Source organism: Exiguobacterium sp. s59 (genome assembly GCF_018617475.1).
Classification (GTDB): Bacteria; Bacillota; Bacilli; order Exiguobacteriales; family Exiguobacteriaceae; genus Exiguobacterium; species Exiguobacterium aestuarii.
This window is the reverse complement of the sequence record NZ_JACSKG010000004.1, coordinates 13,019-32,152: the sequence shown is the minus strand read 5'-3', so window position 1 is coordinate 32,152 and position 19,134 is coordinate 13,019. Positions and strand designations below refer to the sequence as shown.

Below are 19,134 nucleotides of genomic sequence, written 5' to 3'. Positions count from 1 at the left end.
CTATGAAAGCGTATACACAACTGATATCAACAGGTTCTATCGTTTTAGTTATGTTAGATAAAGAATAAATATCCACGAATATTATTTATTTATAGGTTCTTACGAACACAAAAAAGGATATCTATGAAGATATCCTTTTCTTTATTCATTGTTGTACTGTTTTTCGCGGATGATGGAGAAACGATTTAGGACGCTTCCACAAGATCAAACCGATATACCCGATTGCGAGCAACGCGAGCGCACTGACGATGACGACATATAATGTCCCCTCTTCAATTCTCGCAAAAATACCGATATACGCCCAAACGAATACGAGTGGGTATATGAAATCATGATGCCACCACATGAAAAGAAGCGCCAAAACGACACCGACCATGAGCATAAGCGAGGTCCAAGCAAGTTCATCAAGGCCTAAGAACGACGTGATTCGTTCCGTCTTCATCACGACGAACGTATTGACGATTGTCGCGACCGATACCCAACCGATATAGATCGAGAACGGGAAGCGGTCGAGCCAGCTCGTGGATGTCCGGAAGGCGATGTAGTACAGCCAGCAAAGAGACGCTAGGAACGAAACCATAATCACAAGGGAGAGCACGAACCACTCATTCGTAAATGCAAGGAGCCATAATCCGTTCAACACACAAGAAATGAGGAATCCTGCTTTCATGCGCTCAGCCTGCCGATTCGCCGTCGTTCCTTTCTTAAGTTGTAAGACTAACCATACAAGTAACGCCACATAGATGACACCCCAAATCGAGAAGGCGTAACCCGCCGGTTTAAAGTAGATATCGATTCGGTCTGAAACTGCGGCATTGTCACCGCTCGCAAAGTAATTGATGACGACGGTCGCCAAAAAAGCGACCCAGTTCACAATTGGCCATTTTGATAAGTCCATATGCACGATCTTCGAAATGAAGACCAAACACCTCCTTTTAGCAACATAACAATCTTTACCCGCATCCATGTGACTCTACACGTAGAAAGGGGCTCGCATATGCGAGCCCCCCTCTATTAAAAGTCGATTTCATCCGGGTCTGGCCCAAGGCGTTCACCTGTCGCCACTTGGTCGATTTTCGCTAAATCGTCCGCATCGAGTGAAAAGTCGAATACATCGAAGTTTTCACGGATTCGGTGTGGTGTCACCGATTTTGGCAATGCCACATGACCCGATTCGAGATGCCAACGAAGTACTACTTGCGCTGGTGTCTTCCCGTGCTTCTCTGCAATCTCAGAGAAAGTTGGGATGTCTAGGAACTTACCTTGCATAAGAGGACTCCATGCCTCGATTTGGATGCCTTCATCTTGGCAATAGTCCAATAAATCCGGTTGTGGAAGCTGAGGATGAAGTTCTACCTGATTGATGAGTGGTGTCATCAACCCTTCCTCTTTTAACGCTTCTAGATGATGTTCCTTAAAGTTGGACACACCAATTGCCTTGATTTTTCCTGCTTCATATAAGTCGATGAGGTCTTTCCATGCATCGACGAAACCATCTACCGGCCAGTGAAGAAGACAAAGATCCAAATAGTCTGTCTCAAGGCGCTTCAATGAGTCTTCAAACGCTTCTTTCGTCTTCCCTTCACGGATATCATCATTCCAAATTTTCGATGTGATGAATAGGTCAGAACGGTCGACTCCCGAGATTTTAATTCCTTTTGCGACACCTTCTTCGTTTTTATAGATGGCAGCCGTATCGATATGACGGTATCCAGTCTTCAGCGCCTCGACGACAGCGGCTGGTGCTTCCGTCTCATTGTCGACTTGCCACACACCAAACCCAATCATCGGAATCTCTACTTTGTTTCGTAACGTAGCATATAGCATTTCATTCATCCCCTTTTCTTTCTAACGAGCTGATTGTATCATACCCGACAATTTATTTCGGAAAACTAAATCGTTAAATCTTTTCGGGTAAATCGGATGAATGAAAGAGATGAAAAAACAATCAATAAGCCGATTAACCAAATAAAGTGAACGCCACCGAACTCTTCACGCATGATGGACGGAGCATCGAAGAGAGAGAAGAAGGAGATGTTTCCTAACCATTCAAACTGCTCACTTACTCCGTTGATAATATTCACCATCAAGAAGAACGTGAAGATTCCGCCGGTCACCATATAAGATTTACTACTATCATCAAACAAACTGGCCAGCATATAGGCGACGACACCTAATACGAGTAGCATGAGAGCCCCATTTAATTGAAGCATCCATAGAATCGTATAGTCGATTTGTAAATCGAACAATAGATCTGCTGCCATGAGACTGAGACCATTCAATCCGACAAATAGAACTACCGCTATGATGAGGATGATAAACGTGGACAACACATACGTGACACGAGAAATGGGGGCAGCCATATACAACATGATTTCCCCTGAATCGACCGGTTTTGCCAATAGTTTTGAGGCAAACGTCAACGCAAACAATACGGCAAGTACATAGAAAATCAATCCATAATAATTACTCGACAGTAAGTTGAGTAGATTATCCATCGCCATCGTCGCATCGATTTGAAACACTTCGAGCAACTCAGGCGGCAGCGACTCTAATTTTGCTTCAATTAATCCCGTCTCCTGAATGGACGGGAAAATCGCAGCCAAAAAGAATAGGTAGACACTCGTCCCGACCGAATAACCGAGAATCCAACTCCGATTCTGTTTAAACATGGAGCGTATTAACATTTATGTCGCCTCCCCGTAATACTGCATAAATAAATGTTCGAGTTCGTCTGCGCCACTTTCTAATGAACGAATTTCAAAGTTGGTAAGCGTTCGAATCAAGTTGTTCAAATCTTGTGGCGATGTGATGGCGACTTCAACGTGTGCACCATCTCTCGTCCCAGAAGTTTCAGTGAATCGGATTGCCTCATCCTCCGTCGCAAATTCGATTCGATACCGTTTCACGCTATGCTGCCGAAGCTCTTCCATATCTTCCTCGATGATGATACGGCCGTCTTTAATCAATGCGGCACGATCGCACGTCCGCTCCATTTCCGGGAAGTGGTGTGAACTCATGAGAATCGCCTTTCCTGCTTGTTTTTCTTCAATGAGCCAATCAATCAATCGTTCCTGCATGAGTGGATCGAGTCCACTCGTCGGCTCATCTAGGAGATAGACGGGCGCCTCCTTCATGAAGCAGGTGATGATGGCGAGCTTTTGTTTCATCCCTTTGGACATCTTCCGGACTTTCGTCGACTCATCGAATGCGAAACGTTCACGAAGTCGTTGTTCTCGTTTGGCATCCGTCTTGTGTAAATGACGCGTCAATCGAATGATTTCTTCTCCGGTCATATTTTGAGGGTAGTTGATTTCCCCCGGCAAATATCCAACGTTTTGCTTGACCTGCTCGGTTTCTTTCCAGCAGTCAAACCCGTTAATGGTTGCTCTGCCTTCACTTGGTTTCAACAGACCCATCAGATGACGAATCGTTGTTGACTTGCCGGCTCCGTTCGGTCCGATGAATCCGAAGATCGTTCCTGGTGACACTTGAAGTGATACATCAAAAATGCCGTGAGTTGCATCGAATCGTTTCGTTAATCGCTCAATCCGAATCATCACAAACCCTCCTTTTTTGAAATATATAATTGATATGATTACAAAACTAGTATATCACGTTCTTTTTTGAAATGGAAATGGTATATTTATTACAAAACTAGAGGAAGGAGCGCTCTGACGAATGGATGGATTCGCAAAACGCACTGAAGAAAAACGACAGGCCATCTTAAGTGCCGCCTATGACTTGATGACAGAGAAGCAATCTCGATTTACCGTAAGTGAACTCGCCAAGCAAGCACATGTCTCTCCTGTGTCGATCTATAATTACTTTGGTTCGAAAGAACAAGTCATGGTGGAAGTATTGAATCAGATGACGGAGGAACAAATGAATTGGATTGATGCGCAACTTGAGTCGAACGCTCCGTTTGAGACGTTACTCGTCGATATTTTGAAACGTAAAATCAAAACAGCTGTTCTTTTTGACGAGACCGTCACCACGATGATTCAGCAAGATCCGAACTGGGAACAGTTGGCGTCCCGTGGCTATGCATCCTTCGCTAGATTGATTGAATATGGGAAACAACAAGGCGCAATCGATGCCACGTTATCGACCAGTTCTTATTTACGTTACGTCCAATTGATGCAACAGGCTATCCTATCTGATCCTCATTTTTCAATCGGGGATATGAAAGAGACAATGGAAGACTATTTTCATTTCTTTTTGAATGGCATCATCAAACGCTAAAGAGGTGGCTGTCTATGAACAGACAACCACCTCAACTTATGCTTTAAATATAAAATCTTCTATCGGATAAAGGGAAAGATCTATTTCACAATCACCCGTCAGGACGAGGTCACTCAACACTTTACCGATGAACGGACCAACTGTTAAACCGGATGACCCTAATCCGTTCGCCACAACCAATTTTTCAGCACCGGGAACTCTCCCGAGCACTGGAATCGAGTTCGGGGTGACTGGACGGAAACCGACTTTCGTTTCGATGAGTTCTGCTTCTGCAAGCCCTGGTGCTGACTCAAGTCCTTTGCTTAGCACTTCGTGAACGCCTATCGCGGTCGGTCGAACATCGAACGCTTTTCCTTTTTCGTGGGTGGAGCCGATGACGACCTTCCCGTCTTCAAATCCAAGTAAATAACGGCGCCGTGGCGGCATGACGACCGGCCAATCCGACGCGTCGGTATCTTTTAACTGGACGTGAACGAGCTGCGCTTTCTCTCCGTCGACACGAACCGTATATCCGAGAGGCTGTAACAGTTCCGGTAGCCACGCCCCTGCCGCAATGATGATTTCATCCGCCTCATACACAACCCCGTCACATTCAACGCCAATTGTATCCCCGCCAGTCAAACGTGCCGAACCGTTTACAAATGCTATACCGCGTTTCATGGCGACTCGCTCGAGTGCAGCCCGGAACTTCCCGCCGTCCACACGTGCCCCACCCGTGACAAGAAGCGCATCATATTCATCCGACAATGGAGGAAAACGACGTTGCGCCTCTTCGGCGGTCAATCGTTCTAGTTCACCGATTTCTGGTGCCTCTTCGCGACGAATCATCGTCCGCTCCATCATTTGATCGAGTTTTGTTTCTTCATGGAGGGCTAGTGTTCCGACACGTTTGTAACCGGTCTCTGTCTCTCCTTCTGTTTCTAACTCTTTCACGACCTGAGGATAATAATTCGCACCTCCTTTAGCAAGTGCGTACCATGCTTTGTTACGGCGCTGCGCGATCCACGGGCATACGATGCCTGCCGCCGCATCTGTCGCACGACCTTCTTCTTTGCGGTCGATGACCGTCACGTCAGCTTTCCCAGCTAAATGATAGGCTGTCGAGATACCAACGATTCCCGACCCGATAATCACAATTTTCTTCATCATGAATCTGTCCTTACAGACAGATCAACACATCCTTTCGTGAAAAAATCATCGACCCGATGGATCGATGATTGATCATTATTCTCTCATCGCTAGACGATACAATAAGTCTAACAATTCAATATACAACCAGACGAGCGTGACGATTAATCCGAACGCCGCCACCCATTCTAATTGTTTTGGAGCCCGTTCCTCGACTTGACGAGCGATGAAATCAAAGTCTAAGACGAGTGCGAGCGAGGCGACGATGACAATGACAAATTGTACACCAATCGCAAGCGGGCTAGAACCTGTCATAAATGCCAACCCTGAACCGAATAGGCTCATGACGAGTTGGACGAGATATAACAGCATGACTGTAAACATGGCAGCCATGACCCCGGCTCTGAACTTTTGCGTCACTTTGACAAGTCCTGTCGTATAGACAAACCACATCGCAAAGGCGACGACGAACGTCGTCATGACGGCACGACCGACGATACCAGGGACCATCGCTTCAAAGAAGTATGAAATCGAACCGACGAAGACCCCTTCGATGATTCCGTAAAGAGGAGCTACGATTGGTGCCGTATTCGGCTTGAACGTGATGAGTAACGCAAAGATAAAACCGAGGATGAGTGACCCGATCATGAGCGGGAATAAGAGCCCTTCCCCGATTGTAGGAACGACGAGCCATGTCGTTCCAGCTGCCGCTGTCACGAGAAGAAGCAAGGTGAACACTTTTGACCATGTTCCTGCTTTCGTCATCGGCTCGGCACTGTAAGCTGTAGACTGCATTGATTTACGAAGTAGTGGATTCGATTTTAAGTTCAACGTTGTATAGCTCCTTTATGAGTCAATTACTGTTTTGCGAATACGTCGATAAACGCACGCATGTAGTCTGGTAAATCAGGTGGTCGACGACTTGAGACGATATGTCCATCAACGACAACAGGTTCGTCATGCCAGATTGCACCTGCGTTCTCCATGTCGTCTTTGATTCCTGGTGTACTCGTAACGTTCACACCATCCAAAATATTTGCTGAAATCAAGACCCATCCGGCGTGACAAATTTGACCGATCGGTCGTTTTTGTTCATCCATATAACGAACGAACCCTTTTACCGAATCAAAACGGCGCAACAAGTCAGGTGACCAGCCGCCCGGTACGAGAATCGCATCGAATGATGTGATATCCACATCATCAAATGATACGTCCGACTTCGCTGGCACACCATATTTACCGATATACGCATGGTCGGCCTTCTCTCCGGCTAAAATCACGTGCGCCCCTTCTTCACGAAGACGGTGTACGGGATACCAAAGTTCTAAATCCTCGAAGTCATCACTGACAAGTTGAAGGACTTTCTTTCCTTGTAGTTTCATCAAACCCCTCCTTCTATTCATTCCCCATTATACCCGAAACCGAGTGTGGCGAAAACGAAGAATCTCGATTGTTTTTTCAGGATATGGATATAATCCGCTCCTAGATACTATATCTTGTGTTATGTTATGATACCTTTAGTCATTGGAGATTGAGAAGGAGGTTCATCACCTTATGAAGCAATATCACGATTTATGTCGACATATCCTCGAAAACGGGGTAGTGAAAGAAGACCGTACCGGCACAGGAACGACAAGCGTTTTCGGCTATCAAATGCGATTTAATTTACAAGAGGGGTTCCCCCTCATCACGACGAAAAAGTTACATACTCGTTCGATCATTCACGAACTTCTTTGGTTTATCTCGGGAGAAACCAACATTCGTTATCTACAAGAGAACGGTGTCCGCATTTGGAACGAATGGGCAGATGAAGACGGGAACCTTGGGCCAGTATATGGTTCACAGTGGCGTTCTTTCCCGCGCCCGGATGGTACGTCCGTCGATCAGTTGGCGCAAGTGATTGAACAAATCAAGACAAACCCTGACTCGAGACGGTTGATTGTCTCGGCATGGAATCCTGGACAACTCGATGAGATGGCCCTACCGCCGTGTCATTTACTCTTCCAATTTTACGTCGCTGACGGGAAACTCTCTTGTCAGTTATACCAACGGAGTGCCGACACGTTTTTAGGCGTTCCGTTCAATATTGCATCGTATGCGCTGTTGACGCACATGGTCGCTCATGTAACGGGACTCGAAGTTGGTGATTTCGTGCATACACTCGGAGATGCTCATATCTATCACAATCACCTCGAACAAGTGGAGCTTCAACTGTCGCGTGACCCGCGTCCATTACCACAACTCAAAATTGTTCGAGACGTTCCTTCCATCGAATCATTCCGTTTTGAGGATTTTGAAATTCTCGGATATGACCCGCATCCACATATCAAAGGGGAAGTGAGCGTATGATTTCGCATGTCGTCGCATATGGACTCAATCGGGAGATTGGTAAAGACAATGATTTGTTATGGCGATTGCCGGATGATTTGAAGCACTTCAAGACCGTCACCTCTGGCGGAACGGTCGTGATGGGAAGAAAAACGTTCGAATCAATCGGAAAGGCATTGCCGAACCGACGGAATATCGTCGTGACGTCTGATACTTCGTTTGAAGCAGATCAAATCGAAGTATGGCATGATTTAGAACGTCTCGTCGAAGAAAGTCAAAACGAGGAGTGGTTTGTCATCGGCGGCGCCACGTTGTATGACCAAACGATGTCGGTGACAAGCCGAATCTATGCCACTGAAGTCGAATCGACATTCGAGGCTGATACGTTTTACCCAGAACGAATCGGTTCATGGACGATCACGCATCAATCGAATCACCCGCAAGACGACAAGCATGCCTATGCCTTTTCGTTCATACAATACGACAAAGCAGACATCGATGAATAGTCGATGTCTGCTTTTTTAGTCAGGTAGTTTTTCTAACCACTGCTCAATTTTCTGCGTAATAACCTCATCTTGATCATCGTCTGAATAGTCATCATAAATCGCTTCAAGCTCGGAGGCAGTTCGCTTGGACACCGCAAGGATGTGACTATACTTACCACGCTGTTCTTTTACGGCAGAAAGTGTTCCTCTTGCTTCATGGGCACGAGTATCGTCTAAGACGAACATCTCGATGTTGTCATTACAAGAATATGCTTCATAAGGACGGTACACGACTTCATACCGTCGATGTTCTTTTGGTAATCGGTTCGCGAGCGATGTGAATGTATTCTCGGACATGGTCACATAAGCAATCCGCTTTTCCTCGCGAACAGCTGATGAATAGCGGACGACACGATTTCGGCCATCACGTTTTGCTTTATATAACGCCTCATCTGCATATGCACACCACTCACCAAGCGTATAACCAGTCTGACAAACTCGAGTGTATCCGATTGATACCGTGACGTGATGATCGTATGGGAATTCCATCTCTTCAATCCGTGCACGGACACGCTCTAACACTGATTCGACGATCGCTCGGTCTGATACGTTCAAGAGGATTAAAAATTCTTCTCCTCCGTAACGGATGAGTTCATCACTCGAACGAATCGCGTGTCGAATTTCTTCCGATACACGATGAAGAACGTCATCCCCGTAAGAATGACCGAACGTGTCGTTCAACTGTTTGAAGTGATCGATATCGAGGAGAGCGACGGCAAAGCTCTCGCCTGAACGTTCTAATCTCGAGATGAAGCGAGAGAACGTTGCCTTTAAATATTTACGGTTGAACGCTCCGGTCAGTTCATCAACAAGCAATGCTTTTGAAACTAAACGAGACTTTTCGATATGTAGCCCAAGTCGGACTAATCGCTCCTCCATCGGTACCCACGATTCCCAATAATCATCGAATCCATAGGAATAGGCAGCGAGTCGATAATGCTCATTCGTTCCGATGACGATGAGCGGAACGTATAATTTTCTCATCTTGCTCACAAACGATTGGATATCTCGCTCTTTAAACTGTGGCCATAGTTCGACATCCATGATGATCGCCTTCGGAACGTCCTCATAGTCATACTCGACTGCTTCTTCGAGTGTTTGCAAGAAGACAGGACGTGCCCCGAGCTTCTCTACGCGCGACTTATAGCGGCTGAATGTCGAAAAGCTTGCAGATAAAATGAGAACGAGGTCCTCTTCTTCTTGTTCGATTCCTAGAACCGTGTGAATGTAACGTTTCACAGGAGAGATTAAAGTCATCGCCTCTGCTTGTGTGAGGACGTTAGGCAACTCCTTCGCATCAGACTCGACACGACTAAAGATTTCTAGAAGATGCATCAAACGTCGTTGTCGTACTTCCTTCTTCATCCAATCAAGTAGAAACTCGATATCTGTTTTAGGAATTTGCCTAGACTCTGATATTTTTTTCAAAATCATATGTATACGCTCAGTGAGTTGACCTTGCTCCATATCCGTCCCCCCTATGTTCGTACTCCCCGAATTCTCTTATGTTTCGATTATGCGACTTATTAAGTTAAAATACAACTATTTCCTTATTTATTTTCTATTGTTTTACATATACATAGGTCTTATGCCCTAAAAAAGACATACAAAAAGCGGTCCTACGACCGCCTTCTGTTATTTTTTCACTTTTAAGTTCGGTGACGTCATCTCTTCCGGGCGAATCCATTGATTGAATTGTTCTTCTGTCAATAAACCGGTTTCCAACGCCGCTTCTTTTAGAGAAGTACCATTTTTGTGTGCCAATTTGGCAATTTTCGCTGCATTCTCATATCCAATATGCGGGTTGAGCGCAGTGACGAGCATGAGCGACTGCTCAACGTTACGAGAAATCACGTCTTGATTCGGCTCGATGCCGACCGCACAATGGTCGTTGAATGAATGAAGGCTGTCAGTCAATAGACGACATGTTTGCAAGAAGTTATACATGATGACCGGTTTAAAGACATTCAACTCAAAGTTTCCTTGGCTCGCCCCGAAACCAATCGTCGCATCATTACCGAGTACTTGTGCGGCAACCATTGTGAGTGCCTCACTTTGTGTCGGATTGACTTTCCCTGGCATGATCGAACTTCCTGGCTCATTTTCAGGAATCGTGATTTCACCGATTCCCGCACGTGGACCCGATGCCAACCAACGCACGTCGTTCGCAATCTTCATTGCATCCATCGCTAACGCTTTTAAAGCACCATGTGTAAAGACGAGTTGATCGTGACTTGTGAGAGCGTGGAACTTATTCACGGCCGTCACGAATGGCTTACCTGTTTCTTCAGAAATCTTCTTCGCCACGACATCCCCGAAATCTGGATGGGCGTTGATTCCCGTTCCGACAGCTGTTCCACCGAGAGCAAGCTCAGTCAGTGGTTCAATTGTCCGTTCGATCATTTGTTTTGAGAGTTCAAGCATACGTACCCAACCACTGATCTCCTGTCCGAGCGTAACGGGTGTCGCATCTTGAAGGTGTGTCCGTCCAATCTTAACGATGTCCATATATGCTTCTGCTTTTTGCGAAAGTGTTTGGTAAAGAGAATCGATTGCCGGCAATACGTCATCTTGTACCGAAAGAATGGCAGCAATGTGCATCGCTGTCGGATACGTATCATTTGAACTCTGCGATTTGTTGACGTCATCATTTGGATGAATCGTGATCGATTGATTGCGTACATTCAATTTTTCATTAGCGATATGCGCAATCACCTCGTTTACGTTCATGTTTGATTGAGTACCAGATCCCGTTTGCCAGACGACGAGTGGAAATTCGGCGTCATGCTTTCCTGCTAGAATCTCATCCGCTACTTCCGCGATGATTTCAGCTTTCTCTTCTTCGAGTACCCCGAGCTCAGCATTGGCAAGAGCAGCACCTTTTTTCAAAATGGCAAAGGCATATACAATCTCAAGCGGCATCTTCTCTGCACCAATCTTAAAGTTTTCAAGACTACGCTGTGTTTGAGCTCCCCATTTCGCTGTAGCTGGAACTTTAATTTCCCCCATTGTATCCCGTTCGATACGATAATCCATGCTAAATTCCCCCTCTATAGTTGACTACGCTTTCATTTTAGCGAAAAACCATCTAAAAAGAAATGACTCAATCCAAAAAGCGACCAAGAATGATCTTAGTCGCTTACTTTGTTCCATTCAACGCCTCACGCGCAATCACATCCGCACGATTTTCCGCGCGCGGAATCCATTTCAAAAAGACGTTTGGTAAATCATCATACGCAATCAATGCTTTCAGAAAGAGCGGTTTCGCCGATGCATCTTTCATGAAACGTTGCTCCAATGCACGAACAATCACTTCAGCATCAGAGTAGAGCATAAATGACGTCTCCCCTTGTATCTTATGCGCCTGTTCAAGCGCATAGGCACAAGCCGCTAGCTCCGCATGGACAGTCGATAGACCTTGCATTTGGTGCTTATACGTCGAGACCTTACCGTCTGATGACTTGATCCAGACACCAATCCCGTTCTCACCAGATGTCTGGTTTGTTGCTGCGTCAAAATAAATGTGAACCAAATCGATACGCCTCCCAGTCCGTATTAATCGGAGCATGGATATCAATCTGTGACAGACGTTTAGATAAGAGTGCAATCTCTTCATGTCCGTCCAATTTTTTTGCAAATTTCTGGTGTGGTGCCTCTAGCGTTTCATTCTGCACATGCAAGTACAGTGTTTCAACTGTATCGTAATGTTGAATCAGGATTGTCGCCGTCTTCGGACCGATGCCGCGGACGCCAGGGATATTATCCGAAGAATCACCTTGCAACGCTTTCACGTCGACAAACTGATACGGTTTCACGCCATACATCGACTCAAACAAACTTTCATTGACGAGTTGCTCCTCACCTTTTTTCGGCATGATTTGGAACACGTTCGGTGACAACAATTGCAACAAGTCACGGTCAGAGGAATAGAGATACGATTCTCCAGGAAACGCCGTCGCAACGGCTCCCATCAAGTCGTCTGCCTCATACCCGGTCAACTCTGACTGTAAAATTCCTCGTTCGTCTAATGCTGCTCTTAATTTGACATAATCTTCAAAGAGCGGTTCCGGCAGTCCGTTGCGCGTCGCTTTATATTCAGGATACAACGCGTAACGATGAGTAGACTCTCTTGTCCCGTCCCAAAAGAAGGCGATATGTGAAAAGTCTGTCGTCCAAGCATCAACTTTTCGAAGTAATCCTTTCACCGTCACGTCCGGGTCGAGTGCCCGTCGACGCTCAGTCGCAAAATAATAGCGTGACAATAAGTTAAATCCGTCAACTAGAATAAGTTTCATCCTGCTCCACCTCGCATGCTTTTAATCCTCGTGCCAACGCTTCGGCATCTATTTCCTTCCCAATCCAGACGAATACCGAACGGTCTCCTTCATGTAACTCATTCGCAAAGGTCGCGCCCATGAGCTGATTCGTTGCTTGAATGACGAATTTTCGATTCTCGTCTTTTAGTCGGACGATGGCTTTCATCCGATAAATCGAATCCTCATAATGCATCAGTACCTCACGCACGTACCTTGTCACACGCTCACGCGAGAGCGGACGATCTGCATTCAAGGTGATGGCTCGAAGTGATGAGACGGATGCAGTCGCTTCTGTCAGTCGACTCAATTGTTCTTCATCGACTCGTGAAAGTTGGAATGTATTTTCAAGTAGTTCGTAGTCGCCTTCCGTTTGAATCGTTTCCACGATACGGACGGTCGGATTGATTTGAGTAATCTGTTCACGGGCATCATGCAATTGTTCTACCGAGACCAAATCCGTCTTGTTCAATAAAATTAAATCTGCATAAGCAATTTGATGGATGCCTTCCTTAAACAGTTCGCGTTCCATTTGGCTGGCATCGACGACAGTCAAGATGGCATTCATCTTAAAATGTTGACGTAAGTACTCATCATAATAGATTGTCTGGATAATTGGTGCCGGATCGGCAACACCAGTCGTTTCGATGATGATGCGATCGAAGGTTTCCTGTTTTGCAACGAGTTGATAAAACGTCTTACTCAAATCATTTTGAATCGAACAACAAATGCATCCATTCGAAAGTTCGATTTGCTCTTGATCCATCTTTACAATCAACTGTTCATCGATATTGACCGCCCCAAGTTCGTTGACGATCAAACAAATCTTTTCATCCGTCGCAGCGAGTAGACGATTCATATACGTCGTCTTTCCTGCTCCTAAAAATCCGGTCACTAATTGTACGGGAATCATAATACCACCCTTTTCTTACAAATCTTCGTGTGCGCGAGCCCATTTCTCATAGCGCGCGTCTAGTAAATCGATCAAATGAAGCATCCACGCTTCTGTCGTCATCGGTAAAACACTCGAGCCCCATTCACGTTTCCCGTGATGCGATAAGATCATATGCCAAACCCGATGATGCACATCAATCGGCAAGCGAACGGATGTACGGCGCAGCGTTTCCTCGAATAACAGGCCACCATACGGCATATGCCCAATCAATGTTCCGATCGGGTTGATGGAGATGCCAGTCGTCTCACTTGTCCCTTCGACAGGCGATAATTTCTCAAAACGGTTCGGACTCGACAAGAGGTGGCTGTATTCATATATTTTTCCAATGTCATGGAAGAGGATCCCTAGTGCAAGCTCATCCCAATTTAACGGTTCTTTTCGTTCTGCTATTGCTTCACAGGCCGCATACAATGATTCGAACGTCCCTTTATAAGCTTGTTCGATTTTAACACCGTTCATCGTATTCCAAAGGTCAACTTTATGCAACTGCTCGGCTTCTTTAATCACACGGAATACCATCGCCAAATAGTCGTCCTGTTCCTGAATCCGATATCCGAGACGTAACATGCAAACGGTATGCTTCAGCAATCCTCCAGCGTAATTATGATGATGGTAAAGTGCAGCTGGTGATAGTACGAAATCATCCCAAACGAAATCAAGGAGGCCATAGGCGATCTGTTGATAGGTCGGTGACAACGTATCGATTATGCTGAACAATTCATCTGCAAACTGTTCCATCGTCTCATCACCCGGTAATCCCGGAAGTAAAGAAATCGCTTCATCTTTTGAAATCGGATGAACTCGATCAATCGTGATTGATTTTGCACCGTCCGGTTTTGGATAGACATCGATTTTCCCAGACAATTCGATGACGCCTGATTCATAGATCGGGAGTAGCTCACTTTCATTTCCACGGAGCCAATGCTTCGCACGCATCATTCCGTTCGCCGTCGTGACAGTTAATTGAAGCCACTTCGCTCCATTTTTTCCTTCTCTGACTTCGACCGTACTGACGAGTGCTTTCGTCTGGACGGGAGCTCCATCTGCTAGCTGATCTAATCGCTCTTTCGATTTTTCGACTTTCGGTATTTGAAATCTTTCATGGTTCATTGATGAACCGATGACCGGATTAATTTGTTGATAATAGTTCATGAACATTCCCTCCTCGCATCTTCTGACATTGTATCGTGTTTCCGTTCATTAGGCGAACATACTTTCTAGTAGGGGCCCGATTTCACATTCATTATATTGAAAGCGCTTACGATTATTGGTACGATAAAGGTAGTTCTACAAAGGGGGAAACGATAATGATTTCATTAATCGACACGTATGAACGTTTCATCGCCTCAGGGGAAGCGACACGTTATGCAAAAGAGCAACAATCCATCGAACATATTTTACAAGCATCTAGTTGTCCGGTAGAGATCAAGGACTTAGAACAGTCCCTCACTCATCTTTCCGGTAATCCATATGCAAAAGATGAGTCACTCGACAAAATCGTCGAGCACGAGATGAAAGGGGCAATGGCCGCACTCGAACTGTCCGGTTATCCGCTTCAGACTCCACTTGCGAAGGCAGTCATCTTATCCTCTTTCGCCCGTACGAATCGTCTTAACATTGATAAATTAAAAGAATTGAGCCATGCTGACTTACTTGTCCGGATTCAATCGTCAGAGCGCGCATGGAAGCGAACATATACGCTGTTACACCGTTCGACGCCGACACAAATTTGTGGACAAATGGATTCACTCCTCGGTGGGTGTGCCATCCAGCGCGTTTTAGAGGCAATCAAACAACCTGGAACGACAAAAACAGCATAAGAAAAGGAGCGGTCCCCGTGCCGCTCCTTTTCTTATGCTTATCCTTCTGTTACTTCGACTGCGTCTGGTTCATACAACGTCACGTTACGTGCCGGTGAAAATGTCGAAATCGCATGCTTATAAATCAATTGTTGACGACCTTCCGATTCAACGATGACGGTAAAGTTATCAAACGATTTGATGACACCTCGAATTTGAAACCCGCTCACTAAAAAGACGGTCGTTGGTACCATTTCTTTTCGGAGTTGATTCAAAAAATGATCTTGAATGTTGTAACTTGCTTTCATGCTGGATTCCCCCTAGTCTTTATCTCTTTAAAATAATCGGAATTTTCGAAAAAACCCCTCTACATCATCATAAATATTTTTATATGATAGTTCAAATGATTTTCGCCCCATATCGACCCAAATTCCATCAAATTGATGCCGGAACCACGTCAACTGTCTCTTTGCGAACTGTCTTGTATGTTGTTTCAGTAAGTCTGTCGCCCGATCTTTCGAGATGTCGCCCTCTACATATGGAATGATTTCTTTATATCCAATGGCCCGCATCGCTTGCGTATCTCGATATCCTTCAGCAATCAAACGTTCTACTTCTTCGACAAGCCCAGCTTCCATCATCGCGTCGACTCGTTGATTGATGCGGTCATATAAAAGTTCACGGTCTGCGTGTAGGACGAACAGTCGGTAATCATAATGTTCTGAAGGAGCACTGTCTGTCGTCTGCGTATCTCCTTGCATCGCTACTTCGAGCGCTCGGACAACGCGACGGACGTTATTTGGATGAATTGTCACTGCACGTTCTGGATCGAGTTTTGCCAATCTTTGATGAAGCGCTTCACGTCCCTCCACTTCTGCCATTCGTTCAAGTTCAGCACGCAGCTCCTCATCAACAGGTCGTTCCACAAATTCATAATCATATAAAATCGAACGAATGTATAAACCTGTCCCCCCGACAATAATGGGCAGCTTGCCACGGGCATAAATATCATCGATGGCAGCACGCGCCAACTGTTGAAATGCCGCGACACTCATTGCATCATCCGGGTCGCAAATATCAATCAAATGATGCGGGATTCCTTCGGCTTCCTCTTTTGTTACTTTTGCCGAACCGATGTCCATGCCGCGGTACACTTGAACGGAATCACCCGAGACGATCTCGCCGTCGAACGCTTTTGCCAGTTCGATGCCCGTCTTCGTTTTTCCAACCGCGGTTGGTCCGACGATGACGACGACAGGTGTTTTTTTCATACCTCTCACTCCTCAATTAAAAACCCGTCTCCTTACGAGACGGGTCATCAAATTCTTCTTTTTATTCTATCATCAAATACGACGGCAAACAGCATCCAACCACATAAAAGTAATCCGAGTAATAATACAAGTCCATCACTCATCTGCTTTCGCCTCCTTTAGCTTCCTCATTCCCACTTTTCACATTTTAGACACAAAATAGATGCGAAAAAAGCACACTCATGAAGAGTGCGCCAACCAAGAACAAAGATGTATAGAAGAAACTACTAATCAATCTTTACCTTCTGAACCAATCCCAAAAATGAGCACCTTGAGCGACAATCAAATAGTCGAGCCACCGCATATAATCAATGGGAAGTTTTTCCATATCATCTTCGTAAGTCAAAAATTCACCGACCCAAATGTAGTTTTCATGTTCGTTGACAATTTCGCACACAATCCATTCCCCATCCATACCGGTACCTATGGGAATGAAACGATCAGGACACTCCCATACATCACGATATTCGATGATTTCATCTACAGAAAGGAGTTGGATTCCCCCCCATATGCCGGGTGGACAAATAGTCGTGCGCCATTATGCATTTTCAAAAAGTGCATCATGTCCTCAGGTGTTCTTATTGGTAATCGTTTGATTTCAAGTTCTGTCGCAGGCTGATTGAAGAAAAATAATAAAGTCTCAATCTCTCCCTCTTCCCTCTGTACTTCTAATCGATTGTCTACAAGTCGACTTTTCAATGCTTTCAAGGCTTCCAATCCATACCCCTCTTTCTGCGTAACATTTTCTCTTTAAAATAGTATATAACAAACTATTTCACGCTATACAAAAAGGTCATCTGATGTGATAAAACTTCACCAGATGACCTTCTATGATTTTTTTATAGTATTAAGCCACTTCCACTGCCTGTTTCGTTCGTTTGACCGAAACGATGAAGTAGAGTATTGCTGTCCCACTCGCTGCCCACCAGATGATGTCGTATAATCCGTTCATGAGTCCGGCCATCCCAATCATCGCAGGAACGATCAGAGTCAACCACGACAATACGAGAGCGACACGTGCCGTGATGGCCTCGTTCGGTTTGCCAAGACCCATCCCGAAAAAGAAGAGTCCCCATAAAAGTGACCAGAAAAACCATGTCAACGCTCCCATTGGATCGGCTGCTGCAATCGCTATTACCCCATAAAATGCGGCTGCGATAGAAACGAATAATGAGAACCAGCCGACGCCACGTCCGTCTAAGTTCAAAATAAACGTCACACCAACGTATAAATAAGTGAACGCGAACAGATAGATGCTTGCAAGACCGAACTGTTCTTCAGGACTTGCCCCAATCAGTAACCATGTTGCGATAAACGTTTGCAAGATTCCAGTGAACAAACTGAAAACACCAGCACTCTTCATGTCAACCTTCCCGAGAAGGACGAGACTATTTAAAAATAGCGCGACGCCACCAAATAATAAACTTACGTTACCCACACTCATTACCCCTTTTGTACAGATGTCTGACCTCTATTCTACTGTATCACTTTAGCTTGAATTCGCTTTCAGTGCAAGGGGATTTTTGATTGTTCACGAGAACGTCATCCGTTATTCATTTTCAAGCATTTGAATCGCTTCATCGATACGTTCTTGCTCTTCTTCTGAAAACGTCGGATATTGTGGATCAATTCGTTCGAGGACATCGATCATAACGGAAGAAATGATGTAACGACTGTACCACTCATCATCGGCCGGCAAGATATACCATGGAGAAACGTCTGTTGATGTGTGCGTGATCATCTCTTCGAATATCTTTTGATAATCATCCCAATATTGACGCTCTTCCACATCGCTAAATGAGAATTCCCAATTTTTTTTAGGATCTTTCAATCGTTCAAGCAAACGATCGCGCTGTTTTTCCTTCGAAACGTTGAAGAAGAACTTGATGACTTCAAACCCGTTCTCTTTTAAATACAATTCGTAATCGTTAATTTGGCGATATCGCATCTCCCACACTTTATCTTGATCAACCTCATCCGGAAGTACCTCGTCCCCTAACAAGTCATGAACTCGAGGCGCAATCACTTCTTCATAATGCGAACGATTCAAGATTCCGACTTGACCGCGCTCTGGCAATAAATCGTGCATTCGCCATAGGTAGTCATGTTTTTTCTCCGTATCAGACGGTTTCTGAAATGCATTCGTCTTTAATCCTTGGGCGTTCAAATTTGAAAAGATATAGCTGATCGCCTCGTCTTTCCCGCCTGCATCAAGTGCTTGCAAGACGACGACGATACCGGTCTTGCTCTCGGCATATAGTCTCCAATGCAGTTCTTTCAACCGTTCCACACTATTCGGAATCAGTTCATCGGTCAATTCCGAATCATCAGGTCGATCGTCAACACGGGTAGAATAATCCGTTAATTGAACTTGAGTGTTCGCTGCGACCATATATTTTTTTAGATTCATCTTGGTTCTCCTTTTCACTTAGCATTCCAATTTGATTTACCCCAAATCGACACAAAAAATCCTTTCCGAAACAATTCGGAAAGGATTTCTTAAATTGATTC

General features: G+C 45.2%; 22 protein-coding genes. 4 read left to right on the top strand and 18 right to left on the bottom strand.

Annotated features, from left to right (window positions below):
- Positions 1 to 145: 145 nt before the first annotated feature.
- From KNO91_RS08340 to KNO91_RS08325, 4 genes are all read right to left on the bottom strand, one after another.
- Positions 146 to 898: a tryptophan-rich sensory protein gene (locus tag KNO91_RS08340; RefSeq protein WP_214817471.1), complete on the bottom strand. Its 753-nt coding sequence runs from the start codon at positions 896 to 898 to the stop codon at positions 146 to 148.
- Positions 899 to 1,014: 116 nt separating this feature from the next.
- The gene (locus KNO91_RS08335; protein ID WP_214788345.1) at positions 1,015 to 1,827 is read right to left on the bottom strand and encodes an aldo/keto reductase; all 813 of its coding nucleotides are present in this window, start codon (positions 1,825 to 1,827) and stop codon (positions 1,015 to 1,017) included.
- A gap of 65 nt (positions 1,828 to 1,892) precedes the next feature.
- Positions 1,893 to 2,687 (bottom strand): ABC transporter permease subunit, encoded by a 795-nt coding sequence (locus tag KNO91_RS08330; protein WP_214795300.1) that lies wholly within the window; start codon positions 2,685 to 2,687, stop codon positions 1,893 to 1,895.
- Positions 2,688 to 3,560 (bottom strand): ABC transporter ATP-binding protein, encoded by an 873-nt coding sequence (locus KNO91_RS08325; RefSeq protein WP_214795302.1) that lies wholly within the window; start codon positions 3,558 to 3,560, stop codon positions 2,688 to 2,690.
- Between the two features lie 121 nt (positions 3,561 to 3,681).
- On the opposite strand from KNO91_RS08325, the gene KNO91_RS08320 reads away from it, so the two are divergent.
- On the top strand, positions 3,682 to 4,245 hold the full coding sequence (locus tag KNO91_RS08320; RefSeq protein ID WP_214795304.1) for a TetR/AcrR family transcriptional regulator: 564 nt from the start codon (positions 3,682 to 3,684) through the stop codon (positions 4,243 to 4,245).
- Between the two features lie 36 nt (positions 4,246 to 4,281).
- Here KNO91_RS08320 and KNO91_RS08315 read toward each other — a convergent pair whose 3' ends face one another.
- The 3 genes from KNO91_RS08315 to KNO91_RS08305 all read right to left on the bottom strand — a co-directional run bounded on the left by KNO91_RS08315 (position 4,282) and on the right by KNO91_RS08305 (position 6,755).
- On the bottom strand, positions 4,282 to 5,391 hold the full coding sequence (locus KNO91_RS08315; RefSeq protein WP_214795306.1) for an NAD(P)/FAD-dependent oxidoreductase: 1,110 nt from the start codon (positions 5,389 to 5,391) through the stop codon (positions 4,282 to 4,284).
- A 78-nt stretch (positions 5,392 to 5,469) separates the two neighbouring features.
- Positions 5,470 to 6,204 (bottom strand): Bax inhibitor-1/YccA family protein, encoded by a 735-nt coding sequence (locus KNO91_RS08310; protein WP_214795308.1) that lies wholly within the window; start codon positions 6,202 to 6,204, stop codon positions 5,470 to 5,472.
- Positions 6,205 to 6,230: 26 nt separating this feature from the next.
- Complete coding sequence (locus KNO91_RS08305) at positions 6,231 to 6,755, bottom strand: type 1 glutamine amidotransferase domain-containing protein (protein WP_214788362.1); 525 nt, start codon at positions 6,753 to 6,755, stop codon at positions 6,231 to 6,233.
- Positions 6,756 to 6,927: 172 nt separating this feature from the next.
- On the opposite strand from KNO91_RS08305, the gene KNO91_RS08300 reads away from it, so the two are divergent.
- Together KNO91_RS08300 and KNO91_RS08295 are read left to right on the top strand one after the other, a co-directional pair.
- Positions 6,928 to 7,722 carry a thymidylate synthase gene (locus KNO91_RS08300; protein WP_214795310.1) on the top strand — a complete coding sequence of 265 codons (795 nt, stop codon included), beginning with the start codon at positions 6,928 to 6,930 and terminating at the stop codon, positions 7,720 to 7,722.
- A complete protein-coding gene (locus KNO91_RS08295) occupies positions 7,719 to 8,207 on the top strand; it encodes a dihydrofolate reductase (RefSeq protein ID WP_214795312.1) in 489 nt (162 codons plus the stop codon). The genes KNO91_RS08300 and KNO91_RS08295 overlap by 4 nt, the downstream gene beginning before the upstream one ends.
- 15 nt (positions 8,208 to 8,222) lie before the next feature.
- Here KNO91_RS08295 and KNO91_RS08290 read toward each other — a convergent pair whose 3' ends face one another.
- The 6 genes from KNO91_RS08290 to KNO91_RS08265 all read right to left on the bottom strand — a co-directional run bounded on the left by KNO91_RS08290 (position 8,223) and on the right by KNO91_RS08265 (position 14,666).
- Positions 8,223 to 9,713 (bottom strand): GGDEF domain-containing protein, encoded by a 1,491-nt coding sequence (locus KNO91_RS08290; protein WP_214817469.1) that lies wholly within the window; start codon positions 9,711 to 9,713, stop codon positions 8,223 to 8,225.
- Between the two features lie 168 nt (positions 9,714 to 9,881).
- The gene (gene fumC / locus KNO91_RS08285; RefSeq protein WP_214795316.1) at positions 9,882 to 11,282 is read right to left on the bottom strand and encodes a class II fumarate hydratase; all 1,401 of its coding nucleotides are present in this window, start codon (positions 11,280 to 11,282) and stop codon (positions 9,882 to 9,884) included.
- A gap of 103 nt (positions 11,283 to 11,385) precedes the next feature.
- A complete protein-coding gene (locus KNO91_RS08280; protein ID WP_214795318.1) occupies positions 11,386 to 11,778 on the bottom strand; it encodes a reverse transcriptase-like protein in 393 nt (130 codons plus the stop codon).
- On the bottom strand, positions 11,759 to 12,541 hold the full coding sequence (locus KNO91_RS08275; RefSeq protein WP_214788381.1) for a 5'-3' exonuclease: 783 nt from the start codon (positions 12,539 to 12,541) through the stop codon (positions 11,759 to 11,761). The genes KNO91_RS08280 and KNO91_RS08275 overlap by 20 nt, the downstream gene beginning before the upstream one ends.
- Positions 12,522 to 13,472: a CobW family GTP-binding protein gene (locus KNO91_RS08270; RefSeq protein WP_214795321.1), complete on the bottom strand. Its 951-nt coding sequence runs from the start codon at positions 13,470 to 13,472 to the stop codon at positions 12,522 to 12,524. Before KNO91_RS08270 ends, KNO91_RS08275 begins: the two co-directional genes overlap by 20 nt.
- 15 nt (positions 13,473 to 13,487) lie before the next feature.
- Positions 13,488 to 14,666 (bottom strand): HD domain-containing protein, encoded by a 1,179-nt coding sequence (locus KNO91_RS08265; protein ID WP_214817466.1) that lies wholly within the window; start codon positions 14,664 to 14,666, stop codon positions 13,488 to 13,490.
- 155 nt (positions 14,667 to 14,821) lie between these two features.
- On the opposite strand from KNO91_RS08265, the gene KNO91_RS08260 reads away from it, so the two are divergent.
- Positions 14,822 to 15,334 carry a hypothetical protein gene (locus tag KNO91_RS08260; RefSeq protein ID WP_214788390.1) on the top strand — a complete coding sequence of 171 codons (513 nt, stop codon included), beginning with the start codon at positions 14,822 to 14,824 and terminating at the stop codon, positions 15,332 to 15,334.
- Between the two features lie 38 nt (positions 15,335 to 15,372).
- On the opposite strand, the gene hfq is transcribed toward KNO91_RS08260, so the two are convergent.
- The 5 genes from hfq to KNO91_RS08235 form a co-directional block, all read right to left on the bottom strand.
- The gene (gene hfq, locus KNO91_RS08255; protein ID WP_012726185.1) at positions 15,373 to 15,621 is read right to left on the bottom strand and encodes an RNA chaperone Hfq; all 249 of its coding nucleotides are present in this window, start codon (positions 15,619 to 15,621) and stop codon (positions 15,373 to 15,375) included.
- A 27-nt stretch (positions 15,622 to 15,648) separates the two neighbouring features.
- Positions 15,649 to 16,584 carry a tRNA (adenosine(37)-N6)-dimethylallyltransferase MiaA gene (miaA, locus tag KNO91_RS08250; protein ID WP_214817464.1) on the bottom strand — a complete coding sequence of 312 codons (936 nt, stop codon included), beginning with the start codon at positions 16,582 to 16,584 and terminating at the stop codon, positions 15,649 to 15,651.
- Between the two features lie 519 nt (positions 16,585 to 17,103).
- Positions 17,104 to 17,340: a hypothetical protein gene (locus KNO91_RS15330; protein WP_251126597.1), complete on the bottom strand. Its 237-nt coding sequence runs from the start codon at positions 17,338 to 17,340 to the stop codon at positions 17,104 to 17,106.
- Positions 17,341 to 17,470: 130 nt separating this feature from the next.
- The gene (locus tag KNO91_RS08240) at positions 17,471 to 18,061 is read right to left on the bottom strand and encodes an AmiS/UreI family transporter (RefSeq protein ID WP_214795327.1); all 591 of its coding nucleotides are present in this window, start codon (positions 18,059 to 18,061) and stop codon (positions 17,471 to 17,473) included.
- Positions 18,062 to 18,172: 111 nt separating this feature from the next.
- Positions 18,173 to 19,033 (bottom strand): PPK2 family polyphosphate kinase, encoded by an 861-nt coding sequence (locus KNO91_RS08235; protein ID WP_214817461.1) that lies wholly within the window; start codon positions 19,031 to 19,033, stop codon positions 18,173 to 18,175.
- Positions 19,034 to 19,134 lie beyond the last annotated feature (101 nt).